This is a genomic window from Paraburkholderia sprentiae WSM5005, from assembly GCF_001865575.2.
GTDB lineage: Bacteria > Pseudomonadota > Gammaproteobacteria > Burkholderiales > Burkholderiaceae > Paraburkholderia > Paraburkholderia sprentiae.
Window position 1 is genome coordinate 652,181 of sequence record NZ_CP017563.2, and the last position, 26,196, is coordinate 678,376.

25 protein-coding genes are annotated in these 26,196 nt (G+C 65.3%); 9 read left to right on the plus strand and 16 right to left on the minus strand.

The annotated features are described in order from the left end of the window. Window positions 1-86: 86 nt before the first annotated feature. The 4 genes from BJG93_RS31560 to BJG93_RS31575 all read right to left on the minus strand — a co-directional run bounded on the left by BJG93_RS31560 (window position 87) and on the right by BJG93_RS31575 (window position 5,639). Window positions 87-2,042 (minus strand): ABC transporter ATP-binding protein, encoded by a 1,956-nt coding sequence (locus tag BJG93_RS31560; RefSeq protein ID WP_027194394.1) that lies wholly within the window; start codon window positions 2,040-2,042, stop codon window positions 87-89. Next, complete coding sequence (locus BJG93_RS31565; protein WP_027194395.1) at window positions 2,042-3,034, minus strand: ABC transporter permease; 993 nt, start codon at window positions 3,032-3,034, stop codon at window positions 2,042-2,044. Before BJG93_RS31565 ends, BJG93_RS31560 begins: the two co-directional genes overlap by 1 nt. Beyond that, a complete protein-coding gene (locus BJG93_RS31570) occupies window positions 3,031-3,984 on the minus strand; it encodes an ABC transporter permease (RefSeq protein WP_027194396.1) in 954 nt (317 codons plus the stop codon). The genes BJG93_RS31565 and BJG93_RS31570 overlap by 4 nt, the downstream gene beginning before the upstream one ends. A gap of 74 nt (window positions 3,985-4,058) precedes the next feature. Then, window positions 4,059-5,639, minus strand: a complete 1,581-nt coding sequence (locus BJG93_RS31575; RefSeq protein WP_027194397.1) for an ABC transporter substrate-binding protein — start codon at window positions 5,637-5,639, stop codon at window positions 4,059-4,061. A gap of 319 nt (window positions 5,640-5,958) precedes the next feature. Here BJG93_RS31575 and BJG93_RS31580 point away from each other — a divergent pair, with 319 nt between their 5' ends. The 3 genes from BJG93_RS31580 (at window position 5,959) to BJG93_RS31590 (ending at window position 9,036) form a co-directional block, all read left to right on the plus strand. Beyond that, window positions 5,959-6,849 (plus strand): GNAT family N-acetyltransferase, encoded by an 891-nt coding sequence (locus tag BJG93_RS31580; RefSeq protein ID WP_027194398.1) that lies wholly within the window; start codon window positions 5,959-5,961, stop codon window positions 6,847-6,849. Window positions 6,850-7,043: 194 nt separating this feature from the next. Further along, a complete protein-coding gene (locus BJG93_RS31585) occupies window positions 7,044-8,444 on the plus strand; it encodes an aspartate aminotransferase family protein (protein WP_027194399.1) in 1,401 nt (466 codons plus the stop codon). An 88-nt stretch (window positions 8,445-8,532) separates the two neighbouring features. Then, window positions 8,533-9,036 carry an Lrp/AsnC family transcriptional regulator gene (locus tag BJG93_RS31590; RefSeq protein WP_027194400.1) on the plus strand — a complete coding sequence of 168 codons (504 nt, stop codon included), beginning with the start codon at window positions 8,533-8,535 and terminating at the stop codon, window positions 9,034-9,036. 28 nt (window positions 9,037-9,064) lie between these two features. Here BJG93_RS31590 and BJG93_RS31595 read toward each other — a convergent pair whose 3' ends face one another. The 10 genes from BJG93_RS31595 to BJG93_RS31640 form a co-directional block, all read right to left on the minus strand. After that, window positions 9,065-9,466 carry a helix-turn-helix domain-containing protein gene (locus BJG93_RS31595; protein ID WP_027194401.1) on the minus strand — a complete coding sequence of 134 codons (402 nt, stop codon included), beginning with the start codon at window positions 9,464-9,466 and terminating at the stop codon, window positions 9,065-9,067. A gap of 11 nt (window positions 9,467-9,477) precedes the next feature. Beyond that, window positions 9,478-10,650 carry an NAD(P)/FAD-dependent oxidoreductase gene (locus tag BJG93_RS31600; protein WP_027194402.1) on the minus strand — a complete coding sequence of 391 codons (1,173 nt, stop codon included), beginning with the start codon at window positions 10,648-10,650 and terminating at the stop codon, window positions 9,478-9,480. Beyond that, window positions 10,647-12,023 carry an FAD/NAD(P)-dependent oxidoreductase gene (locus BJG93_RS31605; protein ID WP_027194403.1) on the minus strand — a complete coding sequence of 459 codons (1,377 nt, stop codon included), beginning with the start codon at window positions 12,021-12,023 and terminating at the stop codon, window positions 10,647-10,649. The genes BJG93_RS31600 and BJG93_RS31605 overlap by 4 nt, the downstream gene beginning before the upstream one ends. Continuing rightward, complete coding sequence (locus BJG93_RS31610; protein WP_027194404.1) at window positions 12,002-12,313, minus strand: (2Fe-2S)-binding protein; 312 nt, start codon at window positions 12,311-12,313, stop codon at window positions 12,002-12,004. Before BJG93_RS31610 ends, BJG93_RS31605 begins: the two co-directional genes overlap by 22 nt. Further along, on the minus strand, window positions 12,310-13,086 hold the full coding sequence (locus BJG93_RS31615; protein WP_027194405.1) for an amino acid ABC transporter ATP-binding protein: 777 nt from the start codon (window positions 13,084-13,086) through the stop codon (window positions 12,310-12,312). The genes BJG93_RS31610 and BJG93_RS31615 overlap by 4 nt, the downstream gene beginning before the upstream one ends. Window positions 13,087-13,104: 18 nt before the next feature. Continuing rightward, the gene (locus BJG93_RS31620; RefSeq protein ID WP_027194406.1) at window positions 13,105-13,761 is read right to left on the minus strand and encodes an amino acid ABC transporter permease; all 657 of its coding nucleotides are present in this window, start codon (window positions 13,759-13,761) and stop codon (window positions 13,105-13,107) included. 113 nt (window positions 13,762-13,874) lie between these two features. Continuing rightward, window positions 13,875-14,678 carry an ABC transporter substrate-binding protein gene (locus tag BJG93_RS31625; RefSeq protein WP_027194407.1) on the minus strand — a complete coding sequence of 268 codons (804 nt, stop codon included), beginning with the start codon at window positions 14,676-14,678 and terminating at the stop codon, window positions 13,875-13,877. Between the two features lie 78 nt (window positions 14,679-14,756). Further along, entirely contained in the window at window positions 14,757-16,034 is a 1,278-nt protein-coding gene (locus BJG93_RS31630) for an NAD(P)/FAD-dependent oxidoreductase (protein WP_027194408.1), read from the minus strand. An 81-nt stretch (window positions 16,035-16,115) separates the two neighbouring features. Next, the gene (locus BJG93_RS31635) at window positions 16,116-16,784 is read right to left on the minus strand and encodes a haloacid dehalogenase type II (RefSeq protein ID WP_027194409.1); all 669 of its coding nucleotides are present in this window, start codon (window positions 16,782-16,784) and stop codon (window positions 16,116-16,118) included. 105 nt (window positions 16,785-16,889) lie between these two features. Beyond that, window positions 16,890-18,383, minus strand: coding sequence for an aldehyde dehydrogenase family protein (locus BJG93_RS31640; protein ID WP_027194410.1), 1,494 nt, complete (start codon window positions 18,381-18,383; stop codon window positions 16,890-16,892). On the opposite strand from BJG93_RS31640, the gene BJG93_RS31645 reads away from it, so the two are divergent. Further along, a complete protein-coding gene (locus tag BJG93_RS31645) occupies window positions 18,382-18,528 on the plus strand; it encodes a hypothetical protein (RefSeq protein WP_154671690.1) in 147 nt (48 codons plus the stop codon). The genes BJG93_RS31640 and BJG93_RS31645 overlap by 2 nt on opposite strands. 36 nt (window positions 18,529-18,564) lie before the next feature. Here the strand turns inward: BJG93_RS31645 and BJG93_RS31650 are convergent, their stop codons facing one another. Beyond that, window positions 18,565-19,179, minus strand: coding sequence for a cupin domain-containing protein (locus BJG93_RS31650; protein WP_027194411.1), 615 nt, complete (start codon window positions 19,177-19,179; stop codon window positions 18,565-18,567). Window positions 19,180-19,433: 254 nt separating this feature from the next. Here BJG93_RS31650 and BJG93_RS31655 point away from each other — a divergent pair, with 254 nt between their 5' ends. From BJG93_RS31655 to BJG93_RS31675, 5 genes are all read left to right on the plus strand, one after another. Next, a complete protein-coding gene (locus BJG93_RS31655) occupies window positions 19,434-20,318 on the plus strand; it encodes a GNAT family N-acetyltransferase (RefSeq protein ID WP_027194412.1) in 885 nt (294 codons plus the stop codon). A gap of 6 nt (window positions 20,319-20,324) precedes the next feature. After that, the gene (locus tag BJG93_RS31660) at window positions 20,325-21,248 is read left to right on the plus strand and encodes a 2-hydroxyacid dehydrogenase (RefSeq protein WP_027194413.1); all 924 of its coding nucleotides are present in this window, start codon (window positions 20,325-20,327) and stop codon (window positions 21,246-21,248) included. A 94-nt stretch (window positions 21,249-21,342) separates the two neighbouring features. Further along, window positions 21,343-22,437: a tartrate dehydrogenase gene (locus BJG93_RS31665; RefSeq protein WP_027194414.1), complete on the plus strand. Its 1,095-nt coding sequence runs from the start codon at window positions 21,343-21,345 to the stop codon at window positions 22,435-22,437. 87 nt (window positions 22,438-22,524) lie between these two features. Then, window positions 22,525-24,003, plus strand: a complete 1,479-nt coding sequence (locus tag BJG93_RS31670; protein WP_027194415.1) for an NAD-dependent succinate-semialdehyde dehydrogenase — start codon at window positions 22,525-22,527, stop codon at window positions 24,001-24,003. After that, entirely contained in the window at window positions 24,000-24,995 is a 996-nt protein-coding gene (locus tag BJG93_RS31675; protein ID WP_027194416.1) for a M14 family metallopeptidase, read from the plus strand. Before BJG93_RS31670 ends, BJG93_RS31675 begins: the two co-directional genes overlap by 4 nt. A 513-nt stretch (window positions 24,996-25,508) precedes the next feature. Here the strand turns inward: BJG93_RS31675 and BJG93_RS31680 are convergent. Continuing rightward, complete coding sequence (locus BJG93_RS31680; RefSeq protein ID WP_027194417.1) at window positions 25,509-26,186, minus strand: DUF1028 domain-containing protein; 678 nt, start codon at window positions 26,184-26,186, stop codon at window positions 25,509-25,511. Window positions 26,187-26,196: the final 10 nt, after the last annotated feature.

The window sequence follows — 26,196 nt, forward strand, 5'->3', positions numbered from 1 at the left end:
CGACGCGGATTGCGCGACGCAGATGCCGTCATCGCCGTATCGCCGGCACGCACGACATGGCAGGCACGCGTCGCGCGAGGTCGGCATCAGACGCGCAGCGTGACGGACTGAGCGAGCCCGCCCGCCGCCGCGCCGTCGGGCGGCCCGTTCTGGTATTGCTCCAGTTCCGCTTCGCTGCGATGACACAGCACTTGAGCACCGCTCGCGAGCGTACGCGCGGCCGGCGGCGTGCGATTGCAGACACCATCGACACGCAGCGGGCAGCGCGCGAGAAACGTGCACAGCTGCGGCTCGTGAGCCGGCTCGCCGATCGGCGGCAGCGTCTGGTGAGAACGCTCGCCCGCTTCTTCGAGCCAGCCGGCGCGAAGTTCCGGCGCGGACGACACCAGCAGATGCGAATACGGGTGGTACGGCGGCGCCGACAACGCGTCGCGGTTGCCCGTCTCGACGCGGTGCCCCGCGTACAGCACGACGATGTCGTCGCTGATCGCGCGCACCTTGGCGATGTCGTGCGTAATGAACAGATACGACACGCCCAGCTTTTTCTGCAGATCGCGCAGCAGTTCGAGAATGGCCGCGCCGACCACCGTATCGAGCGCGGACGTGACTTCGTCGCACAGGATCAGCTTGGGTTCGGCGGCCAACGCCCGCGCCAGATTCACGCGCTGTTTCTGCCCGCCCGACAACTCCCCGGTGCGCCGCTGCGCCAGCTCGGCAGGCAGACGCACCAAGCCAAGCAGTTCGGCGACGCGGCGCCGCGCGGCCTCGCCCTTCATGCCGTGATAGAACTTCAACGGGCGCGCCAGCGTGCGCTCGACGGTATGCGCCGGATTGAGCGCGGTGTCGGCGTTCTGGAACACGATCTGGATGCAGCGAAACTGTTCGCGGCTGCGGCGGCTCAGGTTGCCGGCAAGCGGCTCACCGTCGAGCAGCAGATTGCCGCGCGCCATCGGCACGAGCCCCGCGATCACCTTCGCGAGCGTCGTTTTGCCCGAACCCGATTCGCCGATCACGCCCACCGTCCGGCCACGGCCGATTGCGAGGTCGATGTCGCGCAGAATGACCTTGTGCGGCCAGCCTTTCGCGTCGGTGCCGCCGTAGCCGGCCGTCAAGCCGCGCAGTTCCAGCAGCGGCGCCGCGTCCCGCTGCGATGCGCCCGGCGCGGCCGCGCTCGATGCAGCGGGGGCAACCGGCGTCACCGCGTCAATCAGGCTTTGCGTATAAGGATGGGCAGGCGCATGCAGAATCTGCTCGGTGCGGCCGGTTTCGCGAATCTCACCGTTGCTCAGCACCACGATGCGATCGGCCATCTGCGCCACCACCGCCAGATCGTGGGACACGTAGACGGCGGTCATGCCGCATTGACGAATCACCCCGCGAAATGCTTGCAGCACGTCGATCTGCGTGGTGACGTCGAGCGCGGTGGTCGGTTCATCGAGAATCACGAGAGCGGGGTCGGTGATCAGCGCCATCGCGGCCATCAGCCGTTGCAACTGGCCGCCCGACACCTGGTGCGGGTAGCGCCGTCCGATCTTCCCCGGGTCCGGCAACGCGAGCGCGCGGAACAGTTCGACTGCTTTGGCCTGCGCGGCGCGCTTGCCGAGTGTGCCGTGAATCAGCGCGCTTTCGATCACCTGGTCCATGATCGTGCGCGCCGGGTTGAACGCGGCCGCCGCGCTTTGCGCGATATAGGCGACCTTGCGGCCACGCAATCGCTCAAGCGCTGTTGGGGCGAGACCGAGCACGTCGGTGTCGCCGATCCGGATCGCGCCTCCCGCGATGCGGCAGCCACTGCGTGCATGGCCCATCAGCGAGAGCGCAATCGTGGTCTTGCCCGAGCCCGATTCGCCGATCAAGGCGAGCACCTCGCCGCGCGCAATATCGAAGTCGATGTCATGCACGATCGTTGTATCCGGCTCGCCGGGCCGGCTTCCCACTACGCGCAGACCCCGCACCTCGACCAGATTGGACGATGGTAACGGCGCGGTCTCCGAGACGGCAGTCAAGGCCGCACCAGCACGCCTGAAAAGAGGTGCCTTCATCAATGGCCTCCATCGGCACTGGGCATGCTCTTGCGGCGGCTACGCTGCGGCAGTCCGTCGATCAGCAGGTTCACGCCGACCGTGAGCACCGCGATCGCGATCGCGGGGAGGATCACGACGGGCACGCCGTCGCCGAGGCCGGCCATGTTCTCGCGCACCAGCGAACCAAGATCGGCATACGGCGGCTGCACGCCGAGACCGAGAAAACTCAGGCTACTCAGAAGCAGCACGACGAACGTGAAACGCAGACCGGTATCGGCAAGCATCGGGTGAAGCATGTTCGGCAGCATCTCGAAGCACGCGATGTAGAGGGCGCTCTCGCCGCGCGCCCGGGCCACCTGCACGTATTCGAGCGTGCCGATATCGACCGCGAGCGAGCGGGCGATCCGGTATGAGCCCGGCATGTAGCTGACCGCCGCTGTCGCGATCAGCAACGGCAGCGACGAGCCGAACGCGGCGACGATCATCAGCGCGAACATTTTCGATGGAATCGACGTGACCGCATCGAGCAGCCGGCTCATGGTTTCGTCGATGCGGCGACCGGCCACGGCCGCGAGCAGCCCTAGCATCGTCCCCGTGAGCGCCGCGAGCAGCGCGGCGGCAAGCGCCAGCTCGACCGTCAGCCGCATACCGTAGATGATGCGGCTCAACATGTCTCGGCCCAGGTAGTCGGAGCCGAGCGGCAGCTTCGCGCTGAAGCCAGCGAATACGTCGGGCGTGATGATCGCGCCGACCGAATGCGGCGCGATCCACGGCGCGAACGCGGCGACGAACAGCGCGCTCGTCACCATCGCCAGGCCGATCCAGCCGCCGGTCGACAGATTCATGCGTTGCGCGACGCTGCGACGGCGCACCGGCCGAGGCGCCGGGCTGCCACCGCCGCGCCAGGACGGTGGCGGCTCGGCGCCCTGCGGCAACGTGCTGCTGCGCTGCACCGGTTCGAGCGCGCCGAGCCGCGGGGACGAATCGGAAGAAGGTCGAAGCATCGTCATATCCGCAGCCTCGGGTTCGAGATGATGGCGCATAGGTCGGCTAGCAGCACGAGCAGCAGGTAGCCGAGACAGAACAGCAGCGTGCAGGCCTGGACAAGCGGGAAGTCGCGGTTGCTCACCGCGTCGACCATCAGGCTGGCGAGGCCCGGATAGTTGAAGATGGTCTCGACGACAATCACGCCGCCGAGCAGATAAGACAAGCTCAGCGCGATCGCATTGGCGATCGGGCCGATCGCATTCGGCAGTGCGTGGCGCAATACCACGCGCGCGGGGCTCGCGCCCTTCAGCATCGCCATTTCCACATACGAGGAACTGAGCTGCACGATCACGGCGGCGCGCGTCATGCGGGCCATCTGCGCAATCACGACTGCGCACAGCGTGACGACCGGCATCGCATACGCGCGCAGAAAATCGTGAAGGCTATCGATCTCACCGCTGTACGACAGCGCGGACAGCCAGTGCAGCTTGACAGCCAGCACCAGCACCGCGAGCGTCGCGATCAGGAACTCGGGCGTGGCGACGAGCGACAGCGTACCGAGGCTGATGATGCGGTCGATCAGCGAGTCGCGGTTGACTGCCGCCAGAATGCCCGCCGACACCGCGATCGGTACCGACACCGCGGTGGTGATCGCCGCGAGCGTCAGCGACTTCGGCAAGCGCCCTTCGATCAGTTCGGAGACCGGAAGATTGTTCGACAGCGACACGCCGAAGTTCGCGTGCAGCAGACCGACGAGCCAATGGAAGTACCGCAGGTAAGCTGGTTGATCGAGACCGAACTGCTGGCGCAACGCCGCGACCGTTTCGGCTGTCGCCGACTGGCCGAGCGCGGCCTGCGCGGCATCGCCGGGCAACAGATTGGTGATCACGAAGATGATGATCGAGACGATCAACAGCGTCAGCGCAGTAACGGCGACGCGCCGGCCGATCAACTGGGCGATATTCCCGTTCATTGCCATGACTCCTCGGTTCAGGCTTTGGGGCACGGCGGCGCGGGCCGCCCGGCGCGTCCGCGCGCTTCAGTGGGTTATGCGTTCCACCACACGTACTCGGCGAAGTTAAAGCCCATCATCGCGCCGGTAGGCACGGGTTGGAGCCCTTGCAGGTGTTTGTCGTTCGCATCGAGCAGGCTCAGGAACGTCGGAATGCCGATGCCGCCTTGCTCCGATACCAGCATCTGCATGTCGCCGTACATCTGCTTGCGCTTGGCATCGTCGGTTTCCGAGCGGGCGGCGGCCAGCAACTGGTCGAACTTCGGGTTGTTCCAGCCCGACTCGTTCCACGGGGCGTCCGACTTGAAGAACTGCGTGAACAGCACATCGGCGCTCGAACGCGGATTGACGTTGCCGAACCCGAGCGGATGCTTCATCCAGTGGGTCGACCAGTAACCGTCCGCCGGCACGCGATTGATGTTCAGGTTCACGCCGATCTTCGCGGCGGACTGCTGCAGCAGTACACCCATCTCGATCGAGCCGTTCGCGTCGGTCGTCGCATAGATCGGCGGCAGCGTCGTACCGATCGCTCCGGCTTTCTGGAAGTGGAACTTCGCCTTGTCCGGATCGTGCGGGCGCTGCGGCAGCGACGCATTGAAGTAGCGGTGTCCGGGCGGAATCGGCTGATCGTTGCCGATCACCGCATAACCGCGAAACACCGCGCTGCGGATCTGGTCACGGTCGAACAGATACTTCATCCCCTGCACGAAATCGGGGTTGCCGGTCAGCGGATTGTCGCGGCGCATGATCAGATCGGTATAGAGACCCGACTTGGTCTCGCGCACCTCATAGCCCGGCGTCGCGGCAATGCGCTGCGTCGCGCGCGGATCGACGGAATTGATCAGATGAACGTCGCCGGAGAGCAGCGCATTCACCCGTGCCGCGTTATCGCCGATACCGATCAGCTCGATCTGGTCGAGGTAAGGGCCGCCGCCGGTCTTCCAGAAACTGTCGTTACGGATGCCCACGGTCGAGACGCCGGGCTTGAAGGTCTTCAGCTTGTACGGGCCGGTGCCGACGGCCGTCGTGAAGTCCGTCGTGCCGTCCTTGACGATCACGAATTGCGGCGTGGCGAGAATCACGGGCAGATCCGCGTTGGCGGACGCGAGCGTGAGCGTGACTTCGTTGGGGCCGGTCTGCTTCGCCTCCACGAACTGTTCGGCCAGCGTCTTCACCTTCGAAGCCGTTGCCGGATCCTTGTGACGCATCAGCGAGTAGACGACATCGGCGGGCGCGAGCGCCTTGCCGTCGTGGAAGGTGACGCCCTTGCGCAGCTTGATCACCCACACCTTGGCATCGCTGCTGTCGACCGCTTCGGCGAGATTCATCCTCGGCGTCAGCGATCCGTCGAGTTGCGTCAGGCTGCTGTAAAACATAAAGAAGCGGATGTAGTCGGCGCCTGCCGAACCCTTGGCCGGGTCCAGCGTATCGGCGGTCGACGAGGCGTCGTTGGCCACCCGGATCTTGCCGCCTTTCTTCGGCGTGGCTGCCGCGAGTGCCGGACGAGCGCCCGCCAGCAGGCCTCCCGCGCCGGTGGCGAGCATGCCGCCGGCGGCCAGCAAACGCATCATGTCGCGGCGGTTGAAACCGCCCGTTTTGATTTCGTCGTCGTACATGCGAACTGCTCCTCACTCGTGATTGAACGCGGGATATCCAGCATTGGTGTTCGACGGCGCTACGCGTGCTGATCGCGGCGCGGCGGCACTGCATGAATCGATTTAAGCACTGCAAAAAATGGCGTTGTTCGCGTATCGATGGATTCGACCATTCGAAAACACGGTTTTGAGTGGTTCAAACAGCATGATTTGCCGCCCCTGGCGTTGACCCTGACGATTGCATCGACGGAATTCGCTGTTTCGATGAGAAGTTCGTGCTATCCGATGGGCGCGCAACGTGCAACAGTCGCGACACGGCCGATTAATCACGGAGCGCCCCGTGTCCGATTCAACCACGCACGCATTTGTCACCTACCGACGCCTGACAGCCGACGACCTTCCTGCTGCGCAACGCCTGTCCGCCTCGATCGGCTGGTCGCACCGCCGTGAAGACTGGGGGTTCTCCGCGCACACCGGAATCGGTTTCGTCGCCGAGACGGCAGGCACGCTGGTCGGCACGGTGGTGTGCTGGAAGTTCGGCGCGGATCAGGCGACGCTCGGGATGCTGGTCGTCGCGCCTGAGCATCGCCGCGTGGGTATCGGCCGCACGTTGCTCACGCATGCGCTCGACGAACTCGGCAAGCGCGACGTCACGCTCTATGCGACCGAGGCTGCCCAGCCATTGTGCGACGCGCTCGGCTTCGAGGCCTGCGGCGCGCTCGACCAGATGCAGGGCGCGGCGTTCCGTGCGCCGCTCGTCGCGCTGGCCGCCAACGAGCGGCTGCGCCCGCTCGGCGCGAGCGATGCCGGGCAACTGGTCGCGTTGGCATCGCGTGCGAGCGGTCTCGACCGCAGCCACGTGCTGCCGCCGCTGCTCGAACTGGCCGACGGTATCGCGCTCGATCGCGACGGCGAACTTCTCGGCTTCTCGCTGTTCCGCCGCTTCGGACGCGGTTTCCTGATCGGCCCCGTGGTCGCCGGTGCGAGCCCGGACGCCGTGCACGCCAAGGCGCTGATCCGTCATTGGCTGGCGCTGAACGAAGGCGCGCTGGTGCGCATCGACGTACCGCACGGGCACGGCCTGCGAACGTGGCTCACCGGCCTCGGTCTTGCACGCGCCGACACGGTCGTGAGGATGCGGCGGATCGCATCCGCGCGACCCATTGCCGAGCCCGGACTCGCCGACGGCTCGCTACGTCAGTTTGCGGTGATCACGCAGTCGCTGGCCTGACGCGGCCGCGAACGCATCGCTGAAATCTCGTTTGGGCCGCTATTCAGCACGCGCGGCAGAAAATGCTGTCTGGGGGTAAAAAACGCTGCGCCTACGCTCTTTGGGCGTTTTTTTGGCGGAACGGCTTGCATGCCGCTGTCGCTACTATCAGGAGGTGACGCTCACCTGATCGCAACCTGCGCGGAAATACCATCATGACAAAATCATCGCTCATCGACGCCGACCGCAAGCATCTGATTCACCCGGTCATCAACTACCGCGCGCACGAAGCGCGGGGCACCACCGTACTGGAATCCGGACACGGCGCGTATCTGCGCGACATCGACGGCAACGAACTGCTCGACGCGTTTGCCGGCCTCTGGTGCGTGAACGTGGGTTACGGCCAGCAGAGCATCGTCGAAGCAGCGACGCGGCAGATGACGAAGCTACCCTACGCGACCACCTACTTTCACTTCTCGTCGGAACCGGCTATCGAGCTGGCCGAAAAACTGGTTGCGCTCTCGCCCGCTTCGCTGCAACACGTCTATTTCACGCTCGGCGGCTCAGATGCGGTCGACTCGGCGATCCGCTTCATCACGCATTACTTCAACGCGACGGGGCGTCCGGCGAAAAAGCAGATGATCGCGCTCGAACGCGGCTATCACGGCTCGTCGTCCGTCGGCGCCGGGCTGACCGCGCTGCCCGCGTTCCACCGCAACTTCGATCTGCCGCTGCCGCACCAACACCATCTGCCGTCGCCCTATGCGTACCGCCAGCCGCAAGGCGAAAACGCGCAGGCGCTGATCGCCGCGTCCGTCGCCGCGCTCGAAGCCAAAGTGACATCACTCGGCGCGCAGAACGTTGCCGCGTTCTTCTGCGAGCCAATTCAGGGCTCGGGCGGCGTAATCGTGCCGCCGGTCGGCTGGCTCAAGGCAATGCGCGACGCGTGCCGCCGTCTCGACATCCTGTTCGTCGCCGATGAAGTCATCACGGGCTTCGGCCGCACCGGGCCGCTGTTCGCCTGCGAGGCGGAACAGGTCGAGCCGGATCTCATGACGGTTGCGAAGGGGCTGACTTCGGGTTATGCGCCGATGGGCGCGGTGCTGATGTCCGACGAAATCTACCAGGGCATTGCAGGCGACGCGCGCGATACCGCGGTGGTCGGTCATGGCCAGACCTACTCCGCGCATCCGGTAAGCGCCGCGATCGGACTCGAAGTACTGCGCCTGTATCACGAGGGCGGTCTGCTCGCGAACGGTATCGCGCAAGCGCCGCGTTTTGCCGCCGGGCTCGACGCGCTGCTCGATCATCCGTTGGTCGGCGACTCGCGTCATCGCGGCCTGCTTGGCGCGCTCGAACTCGTCGCCGACAAGGATTCGCGCGCGCGCTTCGATCCGTCGCTGAAGCTGCCGGACCGGATCGCGGCAGCGGCCTACCGCAACCGTCTCGGGTTCCGCGCATTCGGCGACAGCATCCTCGGTTTCGCACCCGCGCTTTGCTTCGGCGAAGCGGAGTTCGACCAACTTTTCAGCCGGTTGCGCCGCACACTCGACGAGGTGCTCGACCATGCGGAGGTGCGCGCCGCGTTGCGCGGCGCGAGCCGCGCAGCCGCCTGAGCGCGTGATAACATCGGCCTGCGCGGCGCTTGACTCAGGCGAAGCGCGACGAAGCGAAAAGCAGAATCTTCGACGGGCAGACCGATACATGACGACAAGCGGCGACACGAAGCTGGACCGGATCGACCTGCGGATTCTTTCGCAACTGCAGAAAAAAGGCCGTATCACCAACGTCGAGCTTGCGGACGCCGTGGGGCTCTCGCCGAGCCCCTGTCTGATTCGCGTGAAAAGGCTTGAAAAGGCCGGCTATATCGTCGGCTACGGCGCACACATCCAGCTCCAGAAACTCGGCGACGTGCAAATCGTGTTCACCGAGGTCACCCTTGCCGACCATCGCCGCGAGGACTTCGCCAAGTTCGAGGCGGCGATCCGTCCTGTCGACGAGATCATCGAATGCCATCTGGCGAGCGGCGGATACGATTACCTGCTGAAGTTCGTCACGCGCAGCGTCAATCACTATCAGAGCGTGATCGAAGGGCTGCTGGAGCGTGACATCGGCATCGAGAAGTATTTCAGCTACGTCATCATCAAGACGCCGTTCGTGAAGTCCGAATACCCACTGGAAGCGCTGTTCTCGCAACAGCATCAATGAAGCGGTCGTCGCAGTCAGCCCTTAGCCATCAGCAGTCGGCGCTCAGCCACTCACGCGGCGTTGTGCCAAGCACGCGTTTGAAATGCCGGCACAGATGGCTTTGATCGAAGAAGCCCACCTCGGCCGCGACGATCGACGCAGGCAAGCCTCGCCGCAGCAGGCGCTGCGCATGCCGTACGCGCACTAGCCTCACATATTGCTGCGGCGACACACCCATCTCAGCGCTGAAGCGCACCGCAAACCGCGACATGCTCAACTCAGCGACGGCCGCCAGGTCGGACAGACTGATCGGCTGGGCGAAACCCGCATCGATGAAGTCGACCGCACGCTGGACGGCGCGGCTCACGCGATCCGGCGCGCGTGTCGTATGACGGTTCGCGCCCGCGAACTCGGGCGCGGATGATGATGAGGCTGGGCTCGGGCTCAGCATCGACGCTCCGCTCACGCAACGCGCGACGTGGACGCAGCCGCCGGCGCGTCATCGCGACCGGCCGCGAAGCGGCGGATGTCGAACGGCTCGAGCGGCGTGCTGGTCGCACCGGTGTCGATCAGTTCGGCCATCGTGTCGCCAACGCCCGGACCCAGCTGGAACCCGTGGCCGCAAAAACCGAATGCATAGAACAGGCCGCTGGTCGTACCGCTCGCGCCCATGATCGGCCTGTCGTCGGGCATATAGCCTTCGACGCCGCTCCATACCCGGATGATGTTCAGCTTGCGCAGCATCGGCGCGACGCGCTGCAGTTGCCTGAACTGCAGCAACGTGCTTTGCGGGAGAACCTTCGCGCGGCGTTCGTCGAGATAAGCTGGCGCACGCGCGCAGCCGCCGATCACGACATTGCCGCGCGCGACCTGGCGGAAATACACCACCTCCTCCATCTGCGGCGACGACACGCCGACCACCGGCCTGATCGCATACGGCACGGGTTCGGTCACGGCCATTTGCGGACCGTTGACGGCGATCGGCACCGCTTCGCCAAACTGCTCCGATAGCAGATTGCCCCACGCACCCGCGGTGATCAGCAGCACGGGGGCATGGAAGGTGCGGCCGTCGGCGCTCGTCGCGCGAAACTCCGCGCCTTCTTTTTCCACCGTCACGACGTCGCAGTTTTCGACGATCTGTGCGCCGAGCCGCGCCGCCGCGCGGCCGAACGCGGGCGCCGCGAGCCGCGGATTCGCGTGCCCGTCCATTCGCGAATACGAGCCCGCCAGTACCTCGGGACCGAGAAACGGAAACCGCGCGCGCAGCGCGTCGCCGCGCAGCAGGTCGAGCTTGAGACCGTAATGCGCGGCTTCCTTCGCGTAGGTTTCGAACTGATCGGCCTGTTCTTCGCGATAACAGACGCGGACATGGCCCGACATCAAAAACTCGGCGTCGTGCTGGATCAGCTCGGGCAGGCGCCCCCAGATGTCGCGCGAACGGTTCGCAAGCGGCAACTGCGGCAGAAAGCGCCCCTGCCGGCGCACGTTGCCGAAGTTGGTACCGCTCGCCTGCTGACCGATCAGCCGACGCTCGAGCAGGATCACCGAGCGGCCCCGTTGCCGCAGAAAAAATGCGGTGGCGGCACCCATGAACCCGCCGCCCACGATCAGAACATCGGCTTGTGCGCGATTCATTCGGTCTCCTCCACGGTTGCGATGGCGAGCGGCTTCACGGGTGCCTGCCCGCGCAGCCGGCCAACCTGCTCGAGCGGCACGTGCGCCGCCGCCGCGATCACCTCCGCGCCCGCATGGCCGCAGTAACGTCCCTGGCAGCGTCCCATGCCGACGCGGCTAAACGCCTTTGCGCGGTTCGCTTCCTGCGCGCCTTCGTCGCGCACCACGCGGCGCAGTTCGCCCGCGGTGATGCCTTCGCACCGGCACACGATCGTATCGTCGGACAGGCGGGCCGCCTGCTCCGCAGGCCAGCCGAACGCCTGGGCGAGACCGATCCTGAAGCGATCCATTTTGCGCTGTTCGCGCGTCAAGGTGTCGAGCGTCGCGGCCGGAACCGCGCGCCCGAGATCGCTCAACGCAGCGTAGGCCGCAAGCCGTCCGGCAATCTCCGCGCCGTCCGCGCCGAGCACGCGTGCGCCGTCACCCGCGATATAGACGCCTTTTTCGGTACTGCGGCCGAGCTCATCGATGTGCGGCACCCATTGCCGCGTGAGCACATCGAAACGGAAAGCACAGCGCGCGAGATCGGCAAGCTGAGTCTCCGGACGCAGGTGATAGCCGAGACCCACTGCGTCGCAATCGATCTGCACCACATTGCCGCGCGCATCGCGAAAGCGCACGCCACGCACGCCGTCGTCGGGATTGCCGAGAATCTCGAGCGGCTCGATGCCGTTTTCGACCCGCACGCCCGAGCGCTTCAGCGCTGCCACGAGCGCGCGGCCCTTGCGCAATACGTCGACGCGCGCGAGTAGCTTGGGCAGCGCGCGCAGGCGCGCACCGGTCTTCGACGTGTCGAGCACCGCCGCTACCTTGGCGCCCGCCTGCACATACTGGTTCGCGACCAGATACAGCAATGGGCCGGTCCCCATGAAAACGACCTGGCGGCCGATCGCGCAGGCCTGCGACTTCAGCGCGATCTGCGCGGCACCGAGGCTGTAGGTCCCGGCGAACTGCCAGCCTTTGACCGGCATCAGCCGGTCGGTCGCGCCGGGGCACAGGATCAGCGCGTCGTAGCCCAACGCGCTCGCGTGTCCTTCATGCACGACATGCAGCTTGCCTTGCGCGACGTTCCACGCCAGCGTCTGCGCACGGTAGTCGATCTGCGGGCGCAGTCGCTCGAAGGTGCGATGCAGGTCTTCCGCGCGTGCGGCTTCAGTGCCGTACAGCTTCGCGTAGGGCCGCGTGAAGCCGTCGGGCTGTCGCCGGTAGATCTGACCGCCATCGCGCCTGCCTTCATCGACGACGATCGGACGGATGCCGCCCGCCAGCAGCGTTTGCGCGCAGCGCACGCCCGCAGGCCCTGCGCCGACGATTATGATGCGAGGTTCGCCCATTGGGCCTCCGGTTGCGTCGTGACGACGCGCATGCCTGCTTCGACCACGGTAGTGCAGGCGCGCAGCCGCTCGCCGTCCGCGGTCCATACCCAGCAATCCTGACACGCGCCCATCAGGCAAAAGCCGGCGCGCTTTTCATCGCCGAATTCCGACTGCCGCACATGCCGCAAGGAGCACAGCATCGCGGTGAGCAGCGTGTCGCCGGCCAGCGCTTCGACCGTCTCGCCGTCGATCGTCAGCTCGACTGTGCTGCGAGCCGTCTCGCCTACGCGTACGAATCTGCCGTTCATGCCGCGGCTCCCGCGATACCGTCCGGTGACACCTGAGTGTCGCTGCGATGGGTCAGCACGTGGCGCAGGAATTCGCGGGTACGCGGCTCGCGCGGCGAACCCAGCACCTGCTGCGCGGTGCCCTCCTCGATGATGAGTCCGGCGTGCAGAAAGCACACCCGGTCTGCCACTTCACGCGCAAAGCCCATTTCGTGGGTGACGACCAGCATCGTCATCCCTTCGCGTGCAAGCGTGCGCATCACGTTGAGCACTTCGCCGACCAGTTCGGGATCGAGCGCCGAAGTCGGCTCGTCGAACAGGATCGCCTTCGGCTTCATCGCGAGCGAGCGTGCAATCGCCACCCGTTGCTGCTGCCCGCCCGAAAGCTGATGAGGATAGGCGTGCAGCTTGTGGCCGAGCCCCACCTTGTCGAGCAGTTCAGACGCTTCGCGTTGCGCGTCGGCGCGCGCGAGACGTTTGACATGCACGGGTCCTTCCATCACGTTCTCGAGCGCCGTACGGTGTGGAAACAGGTTGAAGCGCTGAAACACCATGCCGACCTGGGTGCGCAACTGGTTGATATGGCGCGCGCGCTGTTCGACGCGCTCGCCGAGCAGGCGAATTTCACCTTCGTCGTAAGACTCCAGCGCGTTAATGCAGCGCAGCAGCGTCGACTTTCCAGAGCCCGACGCACCGATCAGGCAGACCACTTCGCCCTGGCGGACGTTGAGCGAAACACCCTGGAGAACGGGTACGCCGCCAAAACTCTTGTGCACATTCGTGATTTCGATCATCGCATCCTCACTTCGCGCTTATCTGGCCTTGTGCCGACCGAAACGTCGTTCGAGCGTGCGGGTCATGCTCATCAACGGCAGGCTCATCGCCAGGTAGCCGAGCGCGACGAGCGTATATACCGTCAAATTCTGAAACGTCGACGACGCGATCAGTTGCCCTTCACGCGTCATTTCGGCGACCGTGATGGTCGACGCAAGCGACGAGTCCTTCAGCATCATCACGAGCGTGTTGCTGTACGGCGGCAGCGCGACCTTGATCGCCTGCGGCAGGATCACTCGCACCATCGTCTTCACGCGACCCATGCCGATCGACTGCGCGGCTTCATACTGGCCCGGATCGACCGCCTCGATACCCGCCCGGAAGATCTCCGCCATGTAAGTCGAATAACCGAAACCAAGCCCGATGATGCTGGCCTGCAGCGCCGACACCTGGATGTGGATTTCCGGCAGCACGAAGTAGATGTAGAACAACAGCACGATCATCGGCAGACCGCGCACGATGTTGATCATCGCGCCGACACCGCGCACGACCAGCGGATAGCGCGACATTTTCAGCAACGCCCAAGTCAGGCCGAGCGCCGTGCTCAACAGCAGACATCCCAGCGTGATGACGATGCTCATCACCGCGCCTTGCAGCAAAATCGGTACAAAGTCGGTTATATCGTGCCAGTGCATGTCGTGCCTTCCATTGCTCTATGCATTCGTTCAGCCCGCCGTCCTGGCGGACGGCGGACCTCGCAGGGCGGCTCCCGCCTCACAGCGGGCCGCCCCGTGTCACGACAAGCCGATCAGCTCGTGAGATGCCACTTCTTCAGGATCGTGTCGAGCGTGCCGTCGGCCTTCATCTTCGTCAGCGCGTCGTTGATCTTCACCATCAGCGCGCTGTTGCCCTTCTTCACCGCGATCGCGATGTCGAACTTTTCCATCGGCACATAAGCGTCGTCGACCCGCGTTCCCGCCATCGCGCCCGCCGCCTCCTGAGCCTTCAGGATCGGATAGTCGTTGAACCCGGCGACGATGCGGCCAAGCGCGACATCGCGCGTCATGTCGGCGGCGCTGTCGTACATCTTCACTTCGGTGAAGATGCCGAGCTTCTTCAACTGATCGCCGTAGTCGGTACCGGTCGGGGCACCGACCGTCATGCCCTTCATGTCCTGCACCGAGTGATAGACGGCCTTGTTCGTGTCCTTCACGATGATGCCTTCGCCAAACGCCGTCACCGGCTGCGAGAAATCGACCACTTCGGCGCGCTTCGGCGTCGGCGTCATGCCGGCGACGATGATGTCGATCTTGCCGGACACCACCGACTGGATCAGCGCCGAGAACGGCACCGCGTCGTACGACACGTTGAAGCCTTCGCGTTTGCCGATCTCCTTGACGACATCCGGCATCAGGCCTTCAATCTTCTGCGTCTTGAGGTCCATGAACGTGGTCGGTGCGCTCGACGGCGGCGAGCCCGCGGTGAGCGTCGCCATCTCGGCGGCGTGGGCGGCGCCGAACATCATCGTGATCGCGAGGCCCGCGCCCGCGGCAACGCGCTGCACAGTGTTGAAACGGACGGCGGAAGCAGGCTGGAACATGAAACGCAACATGGGGATTTCCTCTGGGAATAGTGATTATTCAACCTGCGCGCTGCGCTGCCATCTGACAGTAGCGATCAGTCGATCCGTTCAATGCAGTACATCCTGCAACCTGTAATACGCGCCAACGAGCGGCAAAAACCACGCGCGTCCAAAATGTCCTGGAATCGCGGGCCATTCGAGCGTTCGCCACGGATTGCGCGAGGCGGCGCCGAACATCACGTCGGCCATCAGCCGACCCATGTGCACGGACATCTGCACACCGTGGCCGCTGTAGCCCATCGAATAAAACAGTCCGTCATGCTGGCCCGCGCGCGGCAGGCGGTCGGCCGTCATGTCGACGAGGCCGCCCCAGCAGTAGTCGATGCGCACGTCGGCCAGCGCCGGGAAGTAACGCGCGAGCCCTTCACGCAGAATCCGCCCGCTCTTTTCGTCCGAACGCGGATTCGACATCGCAAAGCGCGCGCGGCCGCCGAACAGCAGACGCTCGTCAGGCGTCGCACGAAAATAGTTGCCGATGTTCAGTGTCGTCACATACGAGCGGCGCGTTGGCAACAACGCGTCGACGCGTGCCTTGCCGAGCGGCTCGGTCGCGACGATGAAGCTGCCGACCGGCGCGATGCGGCGGCGGAACCAGTGCAGCGGACCGACCTGCGACGTGCCCGTGGCAATCAACACGCGCTCGGCGCGTACCGTGCCGAGCGGACACTCCACCTCGAACGCGTTGCCGCCGAGCGGCTTCAGGTTCGTCACAGGCGCGTTCTCGTAGATCTGCGCGCCGCGGCGTGCGGCTGCCTCGCCAAGACCCACGCCGAATTTGCCCATGTGCATCTGCATGCCGTTGCGCTGCACCAGACCGCCGAAAAAACTGTCCGATGCGATCTCCTTGTGAATCTGCTCGGGCGGCACGAGTTCGACATCGGGATCGACCTCGCGCCGCAACACCTCGTACGACTTCGCGAGCGACGCGAAATGCTGCGGCTTCGCCGCGAGCTTGATCTTGCCGGAGTGGCGCACATCGCAATCGATCTGCTCTTCGGCGATGATCGATTTCACCGTCTCCACGGCGCCCGCATACGCTCGGTAGAACTCCGCCGCGCGCTCGCTGCCGAGGCGTGCGGACAGCGCGGCGTAGTCTTGCGCGACGCCCGTATTGCAATGGCCGCCGTTACGGCCCGATGCCTGCGCTGCGAGCCGGCCCGCCTCGAACACGATCACCGATCTGCCGCGTTTGGCGAGCTCCAACGCAGCCGACAGTCCGGTGAAGCCGCCGCCGACCACCGCGACGTCCACCCGCTGCGGCAGCGGACTCTGCGCGCCCTTGGCGAAGCGCGGCGCGGTGTCGAGCCAGTAGGAGTCGAGCTTCATCGTGATGCATTCCTGTCGGTTGGTTGCGCCGCTCTCACCGGCGCACGCGAAGCGATCTCGCGAGAAGACCGAAGCTGTCGATCAAAGGCCGAGCAGCGACGCCAGTTGCGGAATGCCCGACACTTCGTTGACGCCGTAGTACGGGTTCAGCGGCTCGTGGCGACGGTTGACGAACGCCTTGTGCTTGATGCCCATGTCGTACGCGGTCATCAGGTCGTAGCGGAAGCTCGACGACACGTGCAGCACGTCTTCCGGATTGCAATCCAGTTGCGAGAACATGTACTCGAATGCTTTTTGCAGCGGCTTGTAGGCCTGCGCCTGCTGCGCGGTGTAGACCTTGTGGAACGGCGCGCCGAGCTGGTCGACGTTGCTGTGGATCTGGTCGTCCGACGCGTTCGACAGGATCACGAGCTTGTACTTCGAGGCCAGTCGCGACAGCCCTTCCGGCACGTCGGGGTGCGGGCCCCAGCTCGGCACCGCTTCATAGATTTTCAGCGCGGTCGCTTCGTCGAACGGCACGCCAGTGCGCGCACAGGTGCGGCGCACCGAGTTCACGACCACGTCGCGGTAGGGTTTCCATGCACCCAGTACTTCGTCGAGGCGATAGCCACGGAAGAACTCGACGAACTCATCCATCTTCGCCTTGTCCAGCTTGTCGCCGTAAAGCTGGCGCGCGGTCTGGCCCATCTGGAAATGAGTCAGCGTGCCATAGCAGTCGAAAGTGATGTACTTCGGCTCGAAATCGATCATGGTGAACATCCTGTCGTCATGGCGAACCTGTTCGCAGGCTCGGGGTTCAGTGTCGAATTGAATCAGTGCGGCTGATGCTGGCGTAAAGCTGGGTAAGGCGGTACTTCACGGCGCTTCGAAATCGATCAGCACGCTCTTGTGCCGCATGCTCGCCACCATCGCCTCGCGGCCGAGATCCTTGCCGATACCGGATTGGCCGAAGCCGCCCGTCGGAATGATCATGTCGCCGCTGCGGCCGTAGCGGTTGATCCAGATCGTGCCCGCCGCGATGCGGCGCATCGCCCGCAGCGCCTGGCCGATGTCGCTGCTATGGACGCCCGCCGCGAGACCGTAGGTCGGATGCGCGGCGAGCGCGATGCCCTCTTCCTCGTCTTTGAATGTCTGTACCGTCAACACCGGGCCGAACAGCTCCTCGCGCACCGCGGGCGTGTCGGCGGTCACATTGGCGAGCAGTGTGGGGCGGTGGAAATAGCCTTCGCCGGTGCCTTCGAAAAAGCCGCCGCCGAAGATCACTTCCGCACCGCTGTCGCGGCTTTGCTCGATCAGCGCTTCGATGCGCCGCGCCTGGCCGGCACTGATGATCGGCGAATAAGCGGTGCGACTGTCCCACAGCGGACCGGGCTTGATCGGCCGCAGCTGCCGTTGAATGGCGTCGATCAGCGGCTCGGCCATGCGCTCGTGCACGATCAGCCGCGTACCGGCCACGCAGGCCTGGCCGCCGTTGGCCGTAAAGCCGCGGGCGATGCAGCGCGCCGTATGATCGAGGTCCCGCACGTGCTCGAACACCAGTTGCGGGCTCTTGCCGCCGAGTTCCAGCGTGACGGGTTTGGTGCCGTGCATCGCGGCGTCGCTCATGATCGCGGCGCCGGTGCGGGTCGAACCTGTGAAGCTCATTTTGGCAATGCCGGGGTGACGCGTCAGCGCGGCGCCCGCCGTCGCGCCACGGCCATTCACCACATTGAAGATGCCAGCCGGCATGCCCGCTTCGATGGCGAGTTCCGCGACGCGCAGCGTCGAGAAGGGCGTCATTTCCGACGGTTTCATCACGACCGCGTTGCCCGCCGCGAGCGCGGGGCCGCACTTCCATGAGCACATCGACAGCGGGAAATTCCACGGTGTGATCGCCCCGATCACACCGTACGGCTCCGATGCGATAAAACCGAGACTGTCGCGGCGCGTGGCCGCGATATCGCCACCGAGCTTGTCGGCCAGTTCCGCGAAAAAGCGGATCGCCTCGGCAGTGAACGGCACATCGGACGCGTAGCTTTCCGTCACCGGACGTGTCGAGCTGACCGTTTCGAGTTGCGCGAGGCTCACCGCATCGCGATCGATCAGCTCGGCCCAGCGGCTCAGCACCTTCGCGCGTTCGCGCGGAGAACGCGTGCCCCACCCGCTCGTCTTCCATGCAGCCAACGCATTGCTCACCGCGTGATCGACGGTCGCGTCCGACGCGTCCGGCACATGGCCAAGCAGCGCGCCATCCGACGGCCGGTAAACGGCGAGCTGCGCTTCGCCCGCCGAATAGTACGCACCGCCAATGAAATGCCCCTGCGGCAACGGCACGGCTGACGGATCGAAATCGAGTGACGGAGTGGACATGTCCGGCCTGATCTGTAGGTTCAAGTGTGTGGTGCCGCGCGCTAACGCACTGATGACGCCAGGCACCACCTGCACTGCTGTTCGCCATCGCGACCGCCGAATGAACGAACATCGGATGAAGTTCATTTTAATGAACGTGGAATGAAATACTAGTGGTCAAAAATAAACTTTGCGAAAAAGCTCAGAGGTGAATGACGGGCGGCTGCGTATTCATGATCCACAGCAAACGGGCGATCTTCCTGCTTTCGTTACGCACGCTGTGCGGCACCGTGCTTTTGAACTGGAAACTGTCGCCCGCGTGCAGTTCGGAGCGCCGCTCGCCGACGTTCAGCACGACCGTGCCGTCCAGCACCAGCCCCGCCTTCTCGCCGATGCCGACCAGTACTTCTTCGGAACCGGCACCGGGCGGCAGCATGATGATCATCATCTGCAAATCGTGATCGCCGTGCGGTGACAACAATTCTTTCTGCATGCCGTTCTTGCCGACTTCGAACAGCGGCCTCTCGGCCGCCTTGCGCACGAAATCGCCGGTGACCGGGTCCGAGACCGCGTCGTCTTCTTCGAGAAGCGCGGTAAGCGGCACCGCCAACGCCTGGCGCAGGCGCTCGAGAATACGCACCGACGGATTGGCCTTGTTGCGCTCGACCTGGCTCACCGTGCCCACCGATACGCCCGCGCGCATCGCCAGCTCGTTGATCGACAGACTCTGCGCGACGCGCAACGCGCGCAGACGAGCGCCGACGTCGCCGTGACCCGGGTCGGCCGCGCGCTTCTTGCTGATCTGTGTTCGCTGCATGGGTTTCCTGTCTGTGACGTTGCGGTTGTTGTGCGGGGCACGGGCCGTGGCGTGCGAAAGGCGTGCCCACTCGCTGCGATGAACGGTCGTGCAATTTTTCATCATTATATTGAATATAGCACCGCCAAAGTGAACGACAAAATACCTGCGCAGTTTGACGACGCGTACGCCCCAATAACAAAAAGATCGTCCTATGAAGCGGGCGCTGCGGATGCGAGAGTCTAGGCTGATCATGCCGCCAGCAGGAGCTTGTAGTGTCCGAATTCACCGTGAAGAAATCACCCCGCTACCGTCGTTTCACGTCCGATGACATCGCCGCCGCGCACGCCCTCTCGGTAGCGGTGCGCTGGCCGCACCGCGCCGAGGACTGGCGCTTCATGTACGACGCCGGCACCGGCTTCGTGGCCGAAGACAACGGTAGCGTGATCGGCACCGCGCTGTGCTGGAAATTCGGCGCGGACCGGGGCACGCTAGGGCTTGTGATCGTCTCGCCGAATGAGCAGGGACGCGGCATCGGCCGCAAGCTGATGGAATTGGTGCTCGAAGAACTCGGCAACCGCGTGACCTTCCTGCATGCAACCGTCGCGGGCAAGCCGCTTTATGAAAAGCTGGGCTTCGTCGCCTGCGGCGGACTCACCCAGCATCAGGGCACGCTCGGCAGCGTCGCGGCCGTCGCGCCGCCGGCCGGCGAGCATCTGCGCGCGGCGACGCCCGCGGACCTACCCTGCCTAATCGAGCTTGCGTCGCGTGCGAGCGGTCTCGACCGCAGCGCGACGATACCGTCGCTGCTCGAATTCGCGCAAGGCGTGGTGCTGGAACGCGACGGCGAAGTGCTCGGTTTCTCGCTGTGCCGCCCGTTCGGACGCGGCTACTCGATCGGACCGGTGGTCGCGCAACGCTCACCCGACGATCTGCGCGCCCGCGCTCTGATCTCGTACTGGCTCGCGCAGCATGCCGGCGATTTCGCGCGAATCGATGTGCCGGGCGACGCCGGCATCGACGACTGGCTGACGAGCGTCGGCTTGACGCGCGTCGATTCCGTCGAGAAGATGGTGCGCAACGCCGGCGCCGACGCGCGCGAGGCGGCCCCCGACGCGACCTGGCGCGCGTACGGCATCATCAATCAGGCAATGGCATAAACGGCGATGGCCGTCCTCTACAAAGCAGATCCGGTGCGTGGCGTGCGATGGGCCGAGCGGTTCGCCCAGCTTGCACCCGACATTCCATTCCGGGTGTGGCCGGACATCGGCGACACCGCGGCCGTGCGCTATCTGGTCGCGTGGCAACCGGGCGAGCTCGCGGTCGCGCTGCCGAATCTCGAAGTCGTGTTTTCGGTCGGCGCAGGCGTCGATCAGCTGGACCTGTCGCAGATTCCGGCGCATCTGCCGGTGGTGCGCATGCTCGAACCGGGAATCGTCGAGGGCATGGTCGAGTACGTCACCGAGGCGGTGCTGGCGATTCACCGCGACCTGTTCGATTACGCGTTGCAACAGCAGGCGCGCGCATGGCGGCCGCTGCCGCTACGCGCTGCCGCGTCGCGTCGGATCGGTGTGCTTGGGCTCGGCATGCTCGGCACGGCGGTATTGGAGCGTTTGCGGCTGTTCGGCTTTGCATGCGCGGGCTGGAGCCGCTCGCAGCGCGAGATCGAAGGTATCGCCTGCTATGCGGGCGACACCGGGCTCGCTGCGTTGCTGGCCCGCACCGACGTGCTGATCTGCCTGCTGCCGCTGACGGACGCGACGCGTGGGCTGCTGTGCCGCCGGCTATTCGACACGCTGCCCCGGGGCGCGTCGCTGGTGCAGGTCGGGCGCGGCGCGCAACTCGTCAGCAGCGATCTGCTCGACGCGCTGCGCAGCGGGCAGCTGCATAGCGCGGTGCTCGACGTCAGCGACCCCGAGCCGCTACCCGCGGACCATCCGCTGTGGGCGCAACCCCGCGTGCGTATCACGCCACATATCGCGAGCGCGACGCGGCCCGAATCGGCTGTCGATGCGGTGCTGGAAAACCTGCGTCTTCATCGCGCCGGCGAGCGCATGAACGGCCTGATCGACCGAACCCGCGGCTACTGATACCCATGCGCGGCCCGGCACCGGCACACAACCGCAATTGGCGATCGCCGCGGTGCCGGCGGACAGCGCGCAATCATCGGAAGGAGAGAGACGCATGACCCGCAAATACAGCATTGCCGTCATCCCGGGCGACGGCATCGGCACCGAAGTGATGCCCGAAGGCCTGCGCGTGCTGGATGCCGTCTGCAAGCGCTTCGACATCGGCATCGACTATCGCCCTATCGAATGGGCGTCGTGCGGCTACTATGCGCAACACGGTCGGATGATGCCCGAGAACTGGAAGGAGCAGCTGCAGGACTGCGATGCGATCCTGTTCGGCGCGGTCGGCTGGCCCGACAAGGTGCCCGACCATATTTCGCTATGGGGGTCGCTGCTCAAGTTCCGCCGCGAATTCGACCAGTACGTGAACCTGCGCCCCGCGCGCCTGTTCGAAGGCGTGCCCTGCCCGCTCGCGAACCGCAAACCGGGCGATATCGACTTCATGATCGTGCGCGAAAACACCGAAGGCGAGTATTCGTCGGTGGGCGGCACGATGTTCGAGGGTACCGACCGCGAAGTCGTGATGCAGCAGTCGATCTTCACCCGCCACGGCACCGAGCGCGTGATGAAGTTCGCGTTCGACCTCGCGCAGCGCCGCGCGAAGAAGATCACGGTGGCGACAAAGAGCAACGGTATCGCGATCAGCATGCCGTGGTGGGATGCGCGCGCGGATGAAATGGCCGCGCGCTACCCGGACGTGAAGATGGACCGTCAGCACATCGACATTCTGTGCGCGCGCTTCGTGCTGAACCCCGATCGCTTCGACGTGGTGGTCGCGTCGAACCTGTTCGGCGACATCCTCTCCGACCTGGGTCCGGCGTGCACGGGGACGATCGGCATCGCGCCGTCAGGCAACCTGAACCCGGACCGGCGCTTTCCGTCGCTGTTCGAACCGGTCCACGGCTCGGCGCCCGACATCGCCGGCAAGGGCATCGCCAATCCGGTCGCGATGATCTGGTCGGCCGCGATGATGCTCGATTTCCTCGGCAACGGCACGGGCGTCGAGCGCGACGCGCATGACACGATCGTCGCCGCGATCACGCAGGTCCTGAAGGACGGCCCGCGCACGGGCGACCTGGGCGGCAGCGCGTCGACCGCGGAAGTCGGCGCGGCGATCGCGGCGCAGGTCGCCAGCGCGGGTCGTCAATAGCCCGATCACTCGCCGCGTCGATCGCGTGATTGCCCGGTGCGTGTCGGGCGCTCCGCGATCGCACGCCAACCGCATGGGAGACGTCACATGAGCACGAACCTCGAACAACAGGCCCGCGCGCTGATCCGCACGGACAACTTCATCGACGGCAAATGGATCCCCGCCGCGAGCGGCCGCCGGTTCGCGGTCACTGATCCGGCTACCGGCAAGCTGATCGCGGAGGTGGCCGACAGCGGCCCCAGCGACGCGCGCGCCGCCACCGACGCCGCCGCCCAAGCGCTGCCCGCATGGCGTGTGAGCCTCGCGAGCGAACGCGCGGCCGTGCTGCACCGCTGGCACGCGCTGATCGTCGAAAATCGCGATGCGCTCGGCGCGTTGATTTCGCTCGAACAAGGCAAGCCGCTCGCCGAAGGGCGCGCCGAGGTGAGCTATGGCGCGTCGTACGTCGCGTGGTTCGCCGACGAAGCCATCCGCATCTACGGCGATCTGATTCCGCAGCAACAGCGCGGCAAACGGATGAGCGCGATCAAGGAACCGATCGGTGTCGTCGCCGCGATCACACCGTGGAATTTTCCGCTCGCGATGATCGCGCGCAAGATCGCGCCGGCGCTCGCGGCAGGCTGCACGGTAGTCGCGAAGCCCGCGGAAGATACGCCGCTCACCGCAATCGCGCTCGCGATGCTGGCGCACGAGGCGGGCGTGCCGCACGGCGTGCTGAACCTGATCTCCGCCTCGCGCGCCGCGGCAGCGGAGACGGTCGGCGACTGGCTCGCCGACAGCCGCGTGCGCAAGATCACGTTCACCGGCTCGACGCCCATCGGCAAGCACCTCGCGCGCGAATCGGCAAGCACGCTGAAGAAGCTCTCGCTGGAACTCGGCGGCAACGCGCCTTTCATCGTGTTCGACGACGCCGACCTCGATGCCGCAGTGAATGGCCTGCTCGCCGCGAAATTCCGCAATGGCGGGCAGACCTGCGTGTGTCCGAACCGCGTCTACGTGCAGCGCGGCGTCTACGAGCCATTCTCCGCGCTGCTGTGCGCGAAAGTGGCCGAGCTGCGAGTCGGGCCCGCGAGCGATCCGGCTTCGCAGATCGGGCCGATGATCAACGAACGGGCGGTGGAAAAGATCGCGCGTCATGTCGACGACGCGCTGCAGAACGGCGCGGTCGCGCTGACCGGCGGACGTCGGCTCACCGAGCTGGGGCCGCGCTACTACGCGCCCACGGTGCTAGGCAACGCGACGGCGTCGATGGCATTGTGCGGCGAGGAAACCTTCGGCCCGGTCGTGCCGCTGTTCCCGTTCGACGACGAGCAGGAAGCGATACAGGCCGCGAACGACACGCCGTTCGGGTTGGCGTCGTATTTCTATAGTGAGAACATGCGCCGTATCGAGCGCGTATCGCGCGCGCTGGAAGCGGGCATCGTCGGCATCAACGAGGGCGCGCTCGCTTCCGAGGCGGCGCCGTTCGGCGGCGTGAAAGAATCCGGCTACGGTCGCGAAGGATCGAAGTACGGACTGGATGACTATCTGTCGATCAAGTATCTGTGCCAGGGAGGACTGGAATGAACATGCAAGCCTATCCGATCGAAGTCGAATTTCCGGACCTCTCGGCGCACGCCGACGGCAATACCGGCATTGCTTACGTGCACACGTTCGACTCCGGCCAACCCGGACCGCACGTGATGATCAATGCGCTGACGCACGGCAACGAAGTGTGCGGCGCGATCACCGTCGATGCATTGTTGCGCAGCGGCCTGCGGCCGCGCCGCGGCAAGCTCACGCTGTCGTTCGCGAACGTCGCTGCCTACGCACGGTTCGACCCGGCGACACCCGACAAGGCGCGTTTCGTCGACCAGGACTTCAACCGCGTATGGACCGCCGCGAAGCTCGACGACGTGACAGTGCGCTCGTCCGAGCTCGATCGTGCGCGCGCGATGCGACCGGTGATCGACACGGTGGACCTGCTGCTCGACCTGCATTCCATGCATGAAAAAAGCGCGCCGCTGATCGTTGCGGGCCCGCTGCGCAAAGGCGCCGAACTGGCCGAGCGGCTCGGCGCGCCCGCCACCGTGATCCAGGACGAAGGCCATCCTGAAGGCCGCCGGATGCGCGACTACGAGGGCTTCGGCGACGATGCGAGTCCGAAGAATGCGCTGTTGATCGAATGCGGCCAGCACTGGGAAGCCAGCGCGGTGTCGGTCGCGCGCGACTGCACCGCACGTTTTCTGTTGCTGTCGGGCGTCGTCGACGCAGCCGACCTGCCGGCCGGATGGATCGCGCCGCTGCCCGAGGAAATGCTGATCGTGCGCGTGACCGAAGCCGTCGTCGCAAAGAGCATGGATTTCCGCTTCGCGGGCCCCTACACCGGGCTCGAAACGTTCGACAAAGCCGGCACCGTGATCGCATGGTCCGATGGCCAGCCCGTCTCGACTCCGTACGACGACTGCATGCTGGTGATGCCCTCGCTGCGCCAGTTGCGCGCCGGCGTCACGGTGGTCCGGCTAGGCCGGATCGAACGACGTATCGACCTGCGCTCACGACAACAGGAAGCGTGCTGATCTCTGTCAGTCACTCAAGGCGGCGCGCGAGGTCGCGGTGCTCGAGCTGGGCCTCGAGGCGCCCACTTCTGAACGATTCGGCGCGAAGCGCATCGATTAGATCGCGAGCCGCTCGGCTCGCATCGATGGACGAGCCGCCGATGGCGGAAACACTTGCCAACCGCAATCGCTATGGTGAAAGAAGAACAGCTCGCACCGGCCCCGTGGGCCCTGCCCTGTCACGCATACGCCCACGATCCGTCCCGAGCGCGAGCGATGCACGGTCAGCACACTGACCGTTCTGCGAGTATGCCCGAGCCATTTCCCAACGGCCGTACGCAAAGACTGCTGTTCCACCATCGCCGCCCCCTCCGTTGAAACCATCGTAGGCGGCCGTAAAGCGTGCTTCCATCGGTGTCGGCGGATTGTGGGTTCGGGAATGACCGGTTCGAATGTCAGGATTTCCTTCTGGCGATGATCTCCTCGAGGCTGGATTGACTGTCGGACTGTCGGCGCCAAGCGCGGCTCCGCCGTTCACTCATCGCCGGGCACCCCGTAGCTCGGCGCCGCGGTTGGATTCAACGCGCGCACGATGTAGTCGCGCATCTGCGGCCGATACGCTTGCCATAGTGCGTCGAGCTTGCCGATCGGATCGTCATCCGCCCAATCGACACGCAGATCGACGACCGGCCAGATCGGCGTATCGACGATCTTCAGAGCCGCCGAATGCACGGGCCCGGCTTCCCCGCCGGCTTCGATAGCCGCATGCATCGCGTGCAGCAGACGATCGGCGAGCGCGCCTTGTGCGCCCTCGAACGCTTTCACCATCGCGTCGATCACCGGCTTGCCGGCGAGCAGATTACCCGCTGCCACACACTGATTTCCCGCGACAGCGTGGTGCAGCCCGAGTGCTTCCTTGCCGGTGAACAGCGCGGTTCGCCCCTCACTGTCGACCACCGTCACCTGCCGGTATTCGCTCCATTCGCTCGCGCTTAGCGCTCGTCCCAAAGCGACATCCGCCGCGACGCGCTCGCTTTCCAGCAGATCGAGAATCTGCGGCCCGAGCGCGGGCAACGTCACGTTCTGGGTCGCCACCGCGCCGACGCCCGCGCGCGCCCACGGACACCTGGCACCCACTGCAATGCTCGACGAACTGATCGCGATACCGAGCTGACCGGTCTTTGCACAACGTCCGACGATAGAGAATGTCATGGACAGCTCC